Genomic DNA, 12,561 nt, shown 5'->3' with positions numbered 1-12,561 from the left:
ATGGGCTAACTTCTCATCTTGCAGTGCTATAAAATGCTCTCTGACTATAAGCTGCAGCGACTGCCGTTGTTTGTTTCGGTAAGTTTTTTTGTTTTGGCTTGGTTGCTGCCAAATCATGCTTATCCGTGGTCAACGGCTTACCAAGAGTTCGCCAGTTTCTTCGCTTGTTTGTTGTTGATGTTTGTTGTTTTGTTTACGTCTAAGCTGAAATTTTCGCCCGCATTGGTAAGTGTTTTTTTTCTGCCCCTCATTCCCTTGTTGCAGCAGTTTGCTGGGGTCATTTACTTTGCCGGTGATGCTTGGGTAGCTGCTTTGTATTTGGGCGGTTTCGCCATGATGTTGTTGGTTGGTTATAATTTAAGTTTACAGTCGGCACGACGTTATTTTGTTGTGCGGTTGTTGGCTGGGGCTCATGTAGTCGGTGCGGTTTTGTCATTATGGATTGCGTTGCGGCAATGGTTACATATATCTACCAGTCTTTGGGAGGCTGACCTGGCTCTTGGTGCGCGGCCTTATGCTAATCTGGCACAAGCCAACCACTTGGCGACCTTGTTGTGTCTTGGGGTCGTGGGTGTGTTGTACTTTTATGAAAAACGAAGGCTCGGCGGCATATCAAGTGGGCTGCTTGCGGTATTTTTATTGTTTGGTGTTGCTCTGACGCAGTCGCGCACGCCCTGGGTTGCAGCAGTGGCAGTTGCGGGGTTTTGGTGGTGGAAGTCTGCAAGTTGTAAGCTTCGCCTGACGCTAAGCGTCTTGCTTGGCTGGGTCGGGATATACGTCCTGTTCGTATTAGTGCTGCCGGTAATTGCTGACGTTTTGTTGTTGACTAGTAGTCATCCATTGGCGCGAGCGCAGTCTATGGAGCGCTTGGGTCTATGGGGGCAGTTTTTTCATGCGATTTGGCAAGGGCCTTTGTGGGGATATGGCTGGAATCAAGTCAGTATCGCTCAAGTAAGTGTTGCACTCGCTTACCCAGTGTCTATCGTGTCCCAGCATAGCCACAATATTCTTCTTGATCTGTTGTTGTGGAATGGCCCTCTGCTTGGAGGAGGGATTATCTTGGGTGTTGCTGTATGGCTCTTACGCTTGGGATGGTGTGCGCGCAGTACAGAAAGTTTGTTTGTACTCCTTGCTGTTGGGGTCGTTCTAATACATGGGATGTTGGAATTTCCGCTGGAATATGCTTTCTTTTTATTTCCGTTAGGTTTGTGGTTGGGAGTGATTTCCGCTGAACTTCGCCCTGAGATCGAGATAGAGTTTTCGCGTTGGCTGTTGAGTGCTGTGTTTCTTCTAGGTGTTGGACTGTTCTTCTGGACTTGGAAGGAATATCGCGTCATTGAAGAAGATTATCAGTTGATGCGCTTTGAAAATGCGCGAGTTGGTTATCTCAAGGCAGAACAGCCAGCTCCAGACGTGATTGTACTTAGTCAGTTGCGCGAATTTATCCGTTTTGCCCGTACCCCAGCGACTGAGCATATGAGCACAGATCAACTTGAATGGATGCGTAAGATATCACAGCGTAATCCTTATCCTTGGAGCTTGTTTCGATATGCTCTGGCGCTGGGGCTAAATAGTCAACCTGTAGCCGCCCGCGAGCAGTTGTTAGTCTTGCGTAGTCTGCACGGAGAAAAAGCGTATGTGGAAGGATCGCAGGTTTTGCAGAAACAATATCCGCAACTGACAATTTTGCTTGAAGAAAATCCATGATTAGTGTTTTGGTGTTATTACGGATATTCGTCGTAGATCTTACTCTCATGCCGCATGACTCTGCCTAATTCACAAACTCAAACGCATCGACAAATCCACCGCTTTCACGTCCTTGGTCAGCGTACCGATCGAGATGTAATCCACGCCGGTCTCGGCAATCGCTCGTAACGTGCTTTCGTTGACCCCGCCCGAGGCCTCCAGTTTGGCGCGGCCTTGGGTTAGGGCTACGGCGCGGCGCATGTCGTCGAGTGACAGTTCATCCAGCATGACGATGTCGGCGCCGGCCTCCAGGGCTTGTTGCAACTCCTCCAGGCTTTCCACTTCGACTTCCACCGGCTTGCCGGGGGCGATGTTGTGAGCGGCTTTTACCGCTTGGGCAATACCACCGCAGGCGGCGATATGGTTTTCCTTGATCAGGAAGGCGTCGTACAGGCCGATGCGGTGGTTGTGGCAGCCGCCGCAGGTGACTGCGTACTTCTGCGCCAGGCGCAGGCCAGGCAGGGTCTTGCGGGTGTCGAGCAGCTTGACCGCAGTGTCCTGCACCAGGTCGGCGTAATGCTGGCAGCGGGTGGCGACGGCGGACAGTGTCTGCAGAAAGTTCAGCGCACTGCGTTCGCCGCTGAGCAGCGCGCGCGCCGGGCCTTCCAGGTGGAACAAGGTTTGATTGGGCGCCACGCGTTCGCCGTCGCGGACTTGCCAGTGTACCGTCACGCGTGAGTCGAGCTGACGAAACACCGCATCGACCCAGGCCGTGCCGCAGGTGACTGCCGCTTCGCGGGTGATCACGCTGGCCTGGGCCAGGCGCTCGGCGGGGATCAGCTGGGCGGTGATGTCACCGCTGCCCATGTCCTCGGCCAGAGCGCGACGCACATTGGCTTCGATTTCGGCGGTCAGGTTGGCGAGGATGAGGTTGGGCATGATGGGCTCCACTGTCTGAGTCGGGCGATTATAGGGATTGCTGGCAACTGATGCAGCGGGATTGGCGTCGACACTTTAAGTAAGAGCGGATGCTGCGGCTTTACCGGTGATATTCGTTGTTGGCCAGTCGCTCTTGCGTGGCGTCTTTACTGCTGGTCCGCATCGTGCGCGTTCGAGCTAGGTCACCGACCGTTGAGCCGGCTGCGGTGCTGCATCTGTGACCTGGGTCATGTCTGGAGAAAATCTCCACTGGGTGTGGGCCGGTGCCTCCCTATAATGGATCTTTATAAGTTGACGCCAGGCCTTTGACGTTACGGATGACGCTCAGTTGACCGCTATGCAGTTCGGTTCGCCCTGGAGGGGCTACCTGCAGGAGACTCGCAATGAAGACTGATGCGAACGTGGTGCGCCTGAATAAGGCGACCGCTGAGCTCTCGCCCACTTCGCCGGTAGGAAGACTGCCCGTGGCGCTCATTCAAGTGCGTGATAATGCTGCGCAGCGGCTCAAGCTGGCGCTGCAGGCGCTGTTCGATAATGCCGACGACACGCTGTTCGATATGGCAGACCGGGCGACCAGCAATGGCGAGCAGAATGCCTTTTTCGAAGCCATGCGCGATTTGCGCTTGAAGCGTAAAAATATCGAGCAGGGTTTCCTGCGTAACGTCTTGGCGTCCTTCGCCGCCCTCAATCAATATGAGATCGGCAAGACACGGCCGCTGGAGGCGTTGTCGTTCGACAGTCTGTCGCTGGTACAGAACGATGAGCTGGAAGAGTCCGTGGCAATTGAAGTCATGGTCGCCAAGGTGATGAACCGTGCCAGCATGGCCTTGGGGCATCTGACCACGCGACTGAATGCGATGGTCAGCAAGAAGCTCGATGACAAGTCCAATCCCCTGGGGCCGGCCGTACTCTGTGAGCAGTTCCTGGAGGCCTGCAGCAGTCTGGGTGTGGAGATCAGGGTCAAGCTGATCATCCTTAAGTTGTTTGAAAAATATGTACTGGCTGACCTCGATCAACTGTACGCCGAGGCTAATCAGGCCCTGATCGCCGCTGGCGTGCTTCCGGAGTTGAAGTCGGCGCCGCTGCCGCGTAACCCTGGGCGCTCCGCTGCCCGGGCTCGAGCTGGCGGCGCGGAGTCGTCGCAGCAACTGGATGACGGCGAGTTGATGGACGAGGGTGTACAGGAAGTGTTCGGCGCCCTGCAGGAGTTGCTCTCGCAGGCGCGCGGCAGTGTTGCGCCGCGACGTAGTGCACCGTCGGCCGATGCGCGACCAATCTCCAGTGGCGATCTAATGCGCCTGCTCTCGCATATGCAGCAGCGTGCACCTGCCCAGGTGAGCGATGATTTCGACCTGCGCGAACAGCTTGAGCAGCTGCTCAGTCGCGCCAGTGCCAAGAGCGGCAAGGCGCGGGTAGTTGGTGAGGTGGATGAGGATGTCATCAACCTGGTGTCGATGCTGTTCGAGTTCATCCTCGATGACCGCACCCTGCCGGATTCGCTGAAAGCCTTGATCGGGCGCTTGCAGATTCCGATGCTCAAGGTGGCGGTGCTCGACAAGACCTTCTTTAGTCGCGGCAGCCACCCGGCGCGCCGTTTGCTCAATGAAATCGCTTCGGCCGCTCTGGGCTGGGGTGAGCAGGACGACACCCAGCGCGACAGCCTGTATCAGAAGATCGACAGCGTGGTGCAGCGATTGCTCAACGACTTTGTCGATGACCCGCTGATTTTCTCCGAGTTACTGGCTGAGTTTCTCGCCTTCAGCGGGGATGAGCGGCGCCGCAGCGAACTACTCGAGCAGCGCACGCGCGATGCCGAGGAGGGCAGTGCCAAAGCCGAGCTGGCCCGACGTCAGGTCGAGCAGGCACTGAATGAGCGCTTGCTGGGCAAGAAGCTGCCTGAGGTGGTAGTGCGTCTGTTGCAAGAAGGCTGGAGCAAGGTGCTGATGCTCAGTTGCTTGAAGCATGGGGCGGAGTCGGTGCAGTGGCAGGCGGCGCTGGCCACCATGGATGACTTGATCTGGAGCGTGGCACCGCACGATGATCCGCAAGCGCGCGTGCGCTTGCTGGAGCTGGTGCCGGGATTGCTCAAGGCGCTACGCGAAGGCATGGCCGGCGCGGCGTTCGATCCGTTCGTCAGCAGTACCTTCTTCAATCAGTTGGAGGCCTTGCATGTGCAAGCCTTCCAGCGCTTCAAACGGGACATGGCCGACGCTGAAAAGCCGGCAGCGAGTGATACTGAGGCTCAACAGTATGCCGCCTTGGCTGAAGCGGAAATCGAGTTGCCGATACTGGAGCTGCCCCCCGCCGAAGAGCCGGAAGCACCTGCCATGGTAGAGGTGGTCGAGGAAATCGTCCTCTTGGCGCCGGGCGAAAGCCGCGAGGCCGAAGTCTGTCTGGCGGATGACGACGAAGCCCTGCTGCGTGTGGACAACCTGCGGGTCGGCAGTTGGGTCGAGTTTCAGGAAGACGAAGAGCACAAGTTGCGCTGCAAGCTGGCCGCGGTGATCAAGCCGACCGGCAAGTTTATTTTCGTCAACCGGACCGGCATGAAGGTCCTGGAGAAAACCCGGATGGGCCTGGCTGTGGAGTTTCGCCGCAATGCCATCCGCCTGCTCGACGATGCACTGCTGTTCGATCGCGCCTTGGAGTCGGTGATTGGCAACCTGCGTCGACTGAAGGGCGTCTGACACGGCTGCAACAACGCAAATCTCGGCAACATAAAAACTCGCGAGTGAGCGGTCGCTAAATTAAAGTCTCTTCGAGACAGAGCCGCGGTTGGCAGGCAAGCGCAGCAGCCAAGGCTGGGTTAGCGGCGCATGTCAGCGGCGTGTCGGCGACTGAATGCTTCGAGCGCCGCGTAACCCAGCAAGGCATCATCGCTTTCACCAGCCAATGCTGGGTTACGTCGCGCCAAATTAGGCTGCTGACCGGCCCACCGCGCAGGCGTCTCACCCGGCCTGCGACTCTGATGGATATTTCTGATACGACATACGAGCAAGCCCGTGCCTGTAGGTTTCTGTGCTCCGGAGTTTCCTGCAACGACCAGCATATCCCTGACTGAAAGACTCCCAAGAGGAAGGCTGGTGGGTAAGGCTGGGTTCGCAGGCACGAGCCGGCAGGCAACGCTTGGCCCATTTGCTCGGCTACTCTAGAGTGGAGGCTCGTTCAAGGAGCCTTTATGCAGCTGGATGTCACCGGTGGTTGGTGTCAGGGCGTTCGCCATTGCCCTTCGCCTAACTTCAATGCACGCCCGGAGGGGGAAGTCTCTCTGTTGGTGATCCATAACATCAGTCTGCCACCGGGCCAGTTCGGCACCGGCAAGGTTCAGCAGTTCTTCCAGAATTGCCTGCCAGCAGATGAGCACCCTTATTTTGCCGAAATCGCGACCCTGCAGGTGTCGGCGCATTTTCTGATCGAGCGCGATGGCGCCATCACCCAGTTCGTCTCTTGCAACGAGCGCGCCTGGCATGCCGGACAGTCGTGTTTCGCCGGGCGGGAAAATTGCAACGACTTCTCCCTCGGCATCGAATTGGAAGGTACCGATGAGCTGCCGTTCAGCGACGCGCAATACGCCGCGCTGGCTGAGCTGGTCGGCGAGTTGCAGCGCGTGTATCCGGCAATCACCCAAGAGCGTATCTGCGGGCACAGCGACATTGCGCCGACGCGCAAGACGGATCCTGGTCCGGCGTTCGATTGGCCGCGCTTGCGCACCGCGTTGCTGAATACTAAGGAGGGGTTATGAGTTTTCTGGTGTTACTGCTGGTGCTCTGGGTGGAGAAGTTTTCGGCATGGCGCGGCGCCATCCAGCAGGACGGTCCCTGGCTGCGTCTGCTGGCAAAGGCCGAGCGGCAGGCAGACTTTATCGAGAGTCCGTGGCTGGTCATTGTGCTGATGGTAGGCCTGCCGCTGCTGGCCCTGGCACTGGTGCTGGCCCTGCTTGAGCCTTTGGCTTATGGCTGGCTGGCGTTGCCGGTGCATTTGCTGGTGCTGATTTACAGTCTGGGTCGTGGTGACCTGCTGGCGTCGCTCGGGCCGTTCCGCGACAGCTGGCGCCGTGGCGATGGCGAAGCGGCGTACATCGTGGCGCGCCGTGACCTGGCCGTCGAAGCCGAGGAAGAGGGCGCGTTGCTGAAGAGCGTGCAGGGCTATTTGCTGTGGCAGGCCTACCAGGGTTTGTTCGCCGTTATTTTCTGGTATGCGCTGCTGGGGCCTCTGGCTGCCTTGGCGTATCGGCTGCTGGCCCTGATGGCCGAGCATGCCGGGCAGGAGGTCGTTCGCGAGCGTGCGGTGCAGCTGCGACATGCTTTTGACTGGCTGCCGGTGCGCATGCTCGCGGCGAGTTTTGCGTTGGTCGGCAACTTCGTCGCGGTCAGCCGCGCCTTGCTGCATGAGTTGTTGAGCTGGGACATTTCTGCGGCGCAGTTGGTGATCAATGTCGGACGTGCGGCCAGCGATACCCCTGAGCCGGTGATCGGCGAGGCTGGAGTCAGCAGCCTGGATGGTCTATGGCAGTTGATGGTGCGCGCCGCGGTGCTCTGGTACACGGTGTTTGCGCTGTGGACGCTGTTTTTCTAGCCCTGTTGCAGGGTGATCAACTCGGTCTCCGGCGGCATGTGGTTCAGTTCCACAGCCAGGCGGCTCCGCGCACGCCGCTGGAGTCGCCGTACTTGGCCGGTAGCAGGCGGGTGTTGACCTGATCGGAAAACACGTAGCGCTGCAGTAATGGCGGCACTTGTGCATAGAGTGCGGCAATATTCGACAGGCCGCCGCCGAGCACGATGACGTGCGGGTCGAACAGGTTGATAACCGATGCCAGGCCGCGGGCCAGTTGGTCGCAATATAGCGCCACGGCCTGCTGGGCCGCCGGGTTGCCGGTGTCGGCTGCGGCTACTATGCCGCCGGCGTCCAGCTGCAAGCCACTGCGTGCGGCCCAGCCGGGGCCCGACAAAAAGGTCTCGATGCAGTCGTCCTGCCCGCAGTAGCAACGTCGGCTCGCTCCATCCGCATGTCGCCGCCAGGGCAGCGGGTTGTGCCCCCATTCACCGGCAATCGCATTGGGCCCGCCGAGCAGCCGACCATGGATGACCAGGCCGCCACCGACGCCGGTGCCGAGAATGACCCCGAATACACTATTTGCCCCAGCCCCGGCGCCATCACTGGCCTCGGACAGGGCGAGGCAGTCGGCGTCGTTGGCCAGTCGTACTGGGCGGTGCAGCAGCTGCTCCAGGTCGCCTTGCAGATCGTGGCCGATCAGGCAGGTGGAGTTGGCGTTCTTGATCCGTCCATGATCCGGTGAGCGGTTGCCGGGAATGCCAATGCCGACGCTACCGCCCATGCCGAGTTCGCGTTCGGCGTGCTCAACCAGGCCAACAATGTGCGCCAGGGTTTGCCGGTAATCGCCCTGCGGCGTGGCGACGCGTTGGCGCAGGCGTTGCTGGCCGTTGTCCAGGGCGATCAGCTCTATTTTGCTGCCGCCGAGGTCGATGCCGAGGCGTAAAGGTCCGTGCATGCTTAACCTTTAGTTACAGAGATTCGTGCCGATAGCGGGTATATAAGCACGTCGCGTTCGACAAATGCTCTATGCGTATTGCCTACGCTGATTTGCCAGTATTTTTCATGCTGATTCGAGCGCCTTTGGTCAAGTGCTAAGGGACGTCCAGGCCGTAGCCTGAGATGCTCAATGGCCGACCTCGAAACGCTACACCACAATAATTATTAGGACGGGAGACGTCTTGTGAAGAGCGTGTTGTATCCGGCTATCGCGTTAATGAACCGTCTCAGCTTCGGCATGAAGTTCAGCTTGATCAGCGTCTTGTTTTTCCTGCCGATGCTGGTCACCAACTTTTACCTGGTGCGCGACTCCTATCGTCAGTTCGTCAGTACCCAGGCCGCACTGGAAAGCCTAGACCTGCTGGGTGAGACGCTCTCCCTGCGTCGTGACCTGGAAAGCTACGCCGACCTGGTCCAGATCAACGCGGTGATTGGTCAGTCGGGGCAGGCGGGCGATCTGGAAAGCCGCGTGGAGCAGCTGCAGCGCTCCCTGGGTTAGACCCTGAAAGGCCTGCAGCCGGTCGCGCATGAAGCCGAGCAGGTTGAAGAGTTCACCAGCAAACGCGACGAAATGATCGGCAAGCTGCAGGCGGTGCAGAGCGAAACATCGTTGCAGGGCAAGTCCGCAATAGCCGAGAAGCTGTTGGGCAGCTCCCAGGTCTTTATCAAACTGGTCGCCAGCCAGGCGGGCCTGAGTCAGGATCGCCAGCGTGAAGTGCGGCAGATGACCGAACTGATCACCGGCGTTACCCCGATCATTACCGCTCCATTGAGTGAGGGGCGGGCGATAGGCGCTTACTCGCTGGCCCAGGGCTTTCTCAATTCGGCAGCCAGTACCCAGTTCGATGAGCTGCTGCTGGAGCTGGAAAAGCTGCATGCCGAATACGGCTTGAACCTGCAGGAAGCACTGAACAGCAGTCCGGCGGCTCGCGCGGCTCTGGAAAGCCTGGCCACTGCCAGTCAGGCCACCTTGAAGGACAGCGCTGCGCTGTTCGAAGACAAGGTGGTGATCGCCGATACCCTGGACATGCCGTGGAATCAGTTCTACGACCAAGTCACTGTGGTGATGGGCAAGACCTACCAGTTCAACGACGCGGTGCTGGTGTTCCTCGATCAGCAATTGCAGGCGCGACTGCAGGAAAACCGCGAGCAGATGCTGCTGCTGGTGGTAGCGCTGGTGGTGGTGTTCCTGCTGATCGTCTACCTCTATAGCGGTTTCTACGTGTCGACCCGCACCACCCTGAAGAGCCTGGGCCAGGTCATGAATAAAGTGGCGGCCGGCGACATGACCGTGAGTTTCAAGCCGCAGAGTCAGGATGAGCTGGGCGAGCTGGGCTTGGTATTCAATGAAACCGTGGTGAAGATTCACGACCTGATCGAGCGCGTTGGCCAGACCGTCACCGAGGTCGAGCGCCAGGCCGATCGCGTCGAAGTGGTCTCAGGCGAGAGCAATCAGGCGGTCGCCAGTCAGCGCAGCCAGATCGAGCAGGTGGCGACGGCGATGAATCAGATGTCCGCCACCGCCCAGGAGGTGGCGCGCAGCGCCGCCGCGGCCGTCAACAGTGCGCAGAGCGTCAATCAGGAAACCGTCAATGGGCGTGCCCTGGTCGAGTCTCAGGTTGGCAGCATTCAGCGGCTGGCTGGCGAGATCGACCAGTCGGTGGAGGTGATCAATCAACTGGCCAGCGATAGCGCTTCGATCAGTCAGGTGCTGGACGTGATCAAGGGCATCGCCGAGCAGACCAACCTGTTGGCGCTGAATGCCGCCATCGAGGCGGCGCGGGCCGGCGAGCAGGGCCGCGGCTTTGCCGTGGTAGCCGATGAGGTGCGCAACCTGGCCAAGCGTACTCAGCAGTCCACCGAGCAGATCGAGGCGATGATCGACAAGTTGCAAGGTGGTGTCGGTGCGGCGGTGAAAACCATGAGTGTTAGCCACCAGATGGCCGATGGTACGGTTAGCGAGTCGAGCAAGGTGCAGCAGGCGCTGGAGAATATCCTCGGCGCGGTGGGCATGATCGTCGACCAGAGCCAGCAAATCGCCGCGGCGGCCGAGCAGCAAACGGCGGTGGCGCACGACATCGACCAGAATATCGTCGAGATCAACCACGCCGGCGAACGCACCGCCGAGGGTGCCAGCCAAACCGAGCAGGCCAGCCGCGAGCTCTCCGAGTTGGTGTCGCGCTTGAAACAGCTGATTGGCGCGTTCCGCGTCTGAGGTCGGTTGTGCATGCCCACAAGGCCCGCCATATGGCGGGCCTGCTGGTTTCCAGGGGCGACGATGTGGGAGCGGCCTTGGCCGCGAAGCTGTGCTGCGGCTGGCGATTCGGGCCTCAACGCGTAGCCCGGATGCAATCCGGGACTGTTGCTTCAACTCATCGGGTACTCCCGGATTGCAGCCGGGCTACGGCGGTGTCTCGAGGCGCCAGCCAAACAGCTCGGCGGCGTTGCGACTGCTGGCCGCGGCCAGTTCATCGGCTTCGAGACCCATCAACTGGGCCAGGGCGGCGCAGATGTCCGGCAGGTGCTCCGGGCTGTTGCGCTGCTGCGGATGCATGGCCGGGGCCATGTCCGGGGCGTCGGTTTCCAGCACCACGGCGTCCAGCGGCAGTTGCGCCACCACCTTGCGCAGACGTAGCGCCTGAGGCCAGGTCGGCGCACCACCTAGACCGAGCTTGAAACCCAGCTTGAGGTACTCGCGGGCCTCCTCAAGGCTACCGGCGAAAGCATGGATGATGCCGGCGCGTTTGAGCTTGTAACGCTTCAGCGTGGCAATGCTGGCGGCGTGAGCGCGACGCACGTGCAGCAGGGCTGGTAGTTCGAACTCGGCGGCCAGCTTGAGCTGGGTCTCGAACAGGGCCTGCTGGCGCTGGTGATCGAGGTTATCCAGGTAATAGTCGAGACCAAATTCGCCCACCGCGCACAGTTGAGGGTGGCCGGCCAGGCGTTGCAGCCAGTCGCGCAGCTCGCTCAGGTGTTCGGGCTGATGCTGCTGCAGATAGACCGGGTGCAGGCCGAAGGCGGCATGCAGGCAGGGATCGCTCTGCACCAAATCCCACAGGCGCTGCCAATTACCCTGGTAGACGCCGAGCACCACCATACGCTCGACCCCCAGGCCACGACTGCGCTGCAGCAGCTCGTCGCGGTCGGCGTCGAAGTCGGGGAAGTCGAGGTGCGTGTGGGTGTCGATCAGGCGCATGTTCGGATGATACGCCGACCGCTTGTTGTGCAGGAACCGCGTGCCGGCGATGGCCGGCAGATTTACCGTGGTTGGGCGTCGCGGCGATTCTTGAGGATGCGCGGGATGGCTTCCACACCGGGCTGGTAGTCGTCCTGCTCGATGGCGCGCAGGACCCACTGCAACACCCGCTCGGCAATCTGCTCGTGTTGTTGGGAGATAGCATTGACCCGCAGCGGCATGAAATCCAGCAGCTGGGTATCGCCGAACGTGGCCAGGCGCAGCTCGGCTAAACCCTCCGGGGCATATTGCTGAAGGGCATCGAAAACGCCCTGCAGCAGTACATAGGCCGTAGTGATCAGGGCGTCGGGCAGGGGCGCTTCGCCGTGCAGCAGGGCGTGCATCTGCCGGTAGCCGCTCTCACGGCTGAACTGCTCGGCATGCCTGACGCTGACGTTGCCCTGATAGCCGACCAAAGCTTCACGAAATCCTTGCTCGCGGGCCTGACTGATTGGCAGCTCCGCGCGGGCGCCAATCAGCGCGATATGCCGAGGGGCGGGCGTGAGCAGGCTGCGCGTCAGCAGCGCGCCGGCTTGGCGGTCGTCGCTGACCACCGAGCGGATGCGTGCGGGGTCGAGGGCGCGGTCGACTGCGATCACCGGCACGCCGCTCTCGACCAGCTGCGGGTAAGCGGGGTCACTCTGCGGCAGGCAGCTGGCGACGATCAAGGCATCGCAGCGCCGCGAGCGGAACAGCTCGAGCAGCTGGCGTTCGCTGTCCGGATCATCGTCGGAGCTGGCGATCAGCAGTTGGTAGCCGGCCGCGCGCGCGCGCTGTTCGAGCAACTTGGCCAGGCGTGCATAGCTGGGGTTTTCCAGGTCCGGCAGGATAAAGCCGAGGCTGCGACTCTGCCCACGGCGCAGTCCGGCGGCCTGAGGGTCGGGGCGATAGCCGTGGGCTTCGACCACCGCCTGCACCCGTTCCACGGTGGCTGGGCTGATCCGCCGTTGCACGGCCTGGCCGTTGATCACGTAACTCGCGGTGGTGACGGAGACGCCTGCCAAGCGAGCGATATCGGAAAGCTTCAAGGTGATGATCCTGAGCGGGGCGACTGACGATCGGGCTTCAAGGATCGCCGATTATGGAGTAACGTGCCAGTTCTTGATGAAACGATTCAGCAAGCGACTTTGTTGACTATCCTTGTGGGGTGG

At 60.1% G+C, this 12,561-nt stretch carries 8 protein-coding genes and 1 pseudogene; 5 read left to right on the top strand and 4 right to left on the bottom strand.

Features of this window, described 5'->3' with window-relative positions; all coding sequences use genetic code 11:
- Positions 1 to 33: 33 nt before the first annotated feature.
- The gene (locus tag TMS3_RS19390) at positions 34 to 1,707 is read left to right on the top strand and encodes a PglL family O-oligosaccharyltransferase (protein WP_025166956.1); all 1,674 of its coding nucleotides are present in this window, start codon (positions 34 to 36) and stop codon (positions 1,705 to 1,707) included.
- A 69-nt stretch (positions 1,708 to 1,776) separates the two neighbouring features.
- Here TMS3_RS19390 and nadC read toward each other — a convergent pair whose 3' ends face one another.
- Positions 1,777 to 2,625 carry a carboxylating nicotinate-nucleotide diphosphorylase gene (gene nadC, locus TMS3_RS19385; protein ID WP_025166955.1) on the bottom strand — a complete coding sequence of 283 codons (849 nt, stop codon included), beginning with the start codon at positions 2,623 to 2,625 and terminating at the stop codon, positions 1,777 to 1,779.
- 383 nt (positions 2,626 to 3,008) lie between these two features.
- Here nadC and TMS3_RS19380 point away from each other — a divergent pair, with 383 nt between their 5' ends.
- The 3 genes from TMS3_RS19380 to ampE all read left to right on the top strand — a co-directional run bounded on the left by TMS3_RS19380 (position 3,009) and on the right by ampE (position 7,200).
- A complete protein-coding gene (locus tag TMS3_RS19380) occupies positions 3,009 to 5,312 on the top strand; it encodes a DUF1631 domain-containing protein (protein WP_025166954.1) in 2,304 nt (767 codons plus the stop codon).
- A 491-nt stretch (positions 5,313 to 5,803) separates the two neighbouring features.
- A complete protein-coding gene (ampD, locus tag TMS3_RS19375) occupies positions 5,804 to 6,367 on the top strand; it encodes a 1,6-anhydro-N-acetylmuramyl-L-alanine amidase AmpD (RefSeq protein ID WP_025166953.1) in 564 nt (187 codons plus the stop codon).
- On the top strand, positions 6,364 to 7,200 hold the full coding sequence (gene ampE / locus TMS3_RS19370; RefSeq protein ID WP_025166952.1) for a regulatory signaling modulator protein AmpE: 837 nt from the start codon (positions 6,364 to 6,366) through the stop codon (positions 7,198 to 7,200). The genes ampD and ampE overlap by 4 nt, the downstream gene beginning before the upstream one ends.
- A gap of 43 nt (positions 7,201 to 7,243) precedes the next feature.
- Here ampE and TMS3_RS19365 read toward each other — a convergent pair whose 3' ends face one another.
- On the bottom strand, positions 7,244 to 8,134 hold the full coding sequence (locus TMS3_RS19365) for an ROK family protein (RefSeq protein ID WP_025166951.1): 891 nt from the start codon (positions 8,132 to 8,134) through the stop codon (positions 7,244 to 7,246).
- Between the two features lie 225 nt (positions 8,135 to 8,359).
- On the opposite strand from TMS3_RS19365, the pseudogene TMS3_RS19360 reads away from it, so the two are divergent.
- Positions 8,360 to 10,390: pseudogene (locus tag TMS3_RS19360) on the top strand (methyl-accepting chemotaxis protein).
- Between the two features lie 186 nt (positions 10,391 to 10,576).
- On the opposite strand, the gene TMS3_RS19355 reads toward TMS3_RS19360, so the two are convergent.
- Both TMS3_RS19355 and cra read right to left on the bottom strand, forming a co-directional pair.
- Positions 10,577 to 11,371, bottom strand: a complete 795-nt coding sequence (locus tag TMS3_RS19355) for a TatD family hydrolase (protein ID WP_025166950.1) — start codon at positions 11,369 to 11,371, stop codon at positions 10,577 to 10,579.
- A 62-nt stretch (positions 11,372 to 11,433) separates the two neighbouring features.
- Positions 11,434 to 12,438, bottom strand: coding sequence for a catabolite repressor/activator (cra, locus tag TMS3_RS19350; RefSeq protein ID WP_025166949.1), 1,005 nt, complete (start codon positions 12,436 to 12,438; stop codon positions 11,434 to 11,436).
- Positions 12,439 to 12,561 lie beyond the last annotated feature (123 nt).

It is taken from the genome of Pseudomonas taeanensis MS-3 (genome assembly GCF_000498575.2).
GTDB lineage: Bacteria > Pseudomonadota > Gammaproteobacteria > Pseudomonadales > Pseudomonadaceae > Aquipseudomonas > Aquipseudomonas taeanensis.
The sequence above is the reverse complement of the archived record's forward strand: the minus strand, read 5'-3'. Positions and strand labels throughout refer to the sequence as shown.

Bases quoted from the DNA above. Each gene is read 5' to 3' on its own strand.
- nadC (WP_025166955.1), bottom strand. From the start codon at position 2,625: ATGCCCAACCTCATCCTCGCCAACCTGACCGCCGAAATCGAAGCCAAT.
- ampE (WP_025166952.1), top strand. From the start codon at position 6,364: ATGAGTTTTCTGGTGTTACTGCTGGTGCTCTGGGTGGAGAAGTTTTCG.
- TMS3_RS19355 (WP_025166950.1), bottom strand. From the start codon at position 11,371: ATGCGCCTGATCGACACCCACACGCACCTCGACTTCCCCGACTTCGAC.
- TMS3_RS19380 (WP_025166954.1), top strand. From the start codon at position 3,009: ATGAAGACTGATGCGAACGTGGTGCGCCTGAATAAGGCGACCGCTGAG.
- ampD (WP_025166953.1), top strand. From the start codon at position 5,804: ATGCAGCTGGATGTCACCGGTGGTTGGTGTCAGGGCGTTCGCCATTGC.
- TMS3_RS19365 (WP_025166951.1), bottom strand. From the start codon at position 8,134: ATGCACGGACCTTTACGCCTCGGCATCGACCTCGGCGGCAGCAAAATA.
- TMS3_RS19390 (WP_025166956.1), top strand. From the start codon at position 34: ATGCTCTCTGACTATAAGCTGCAGCGACTGCCGTTGTTTGTTTCGGTA.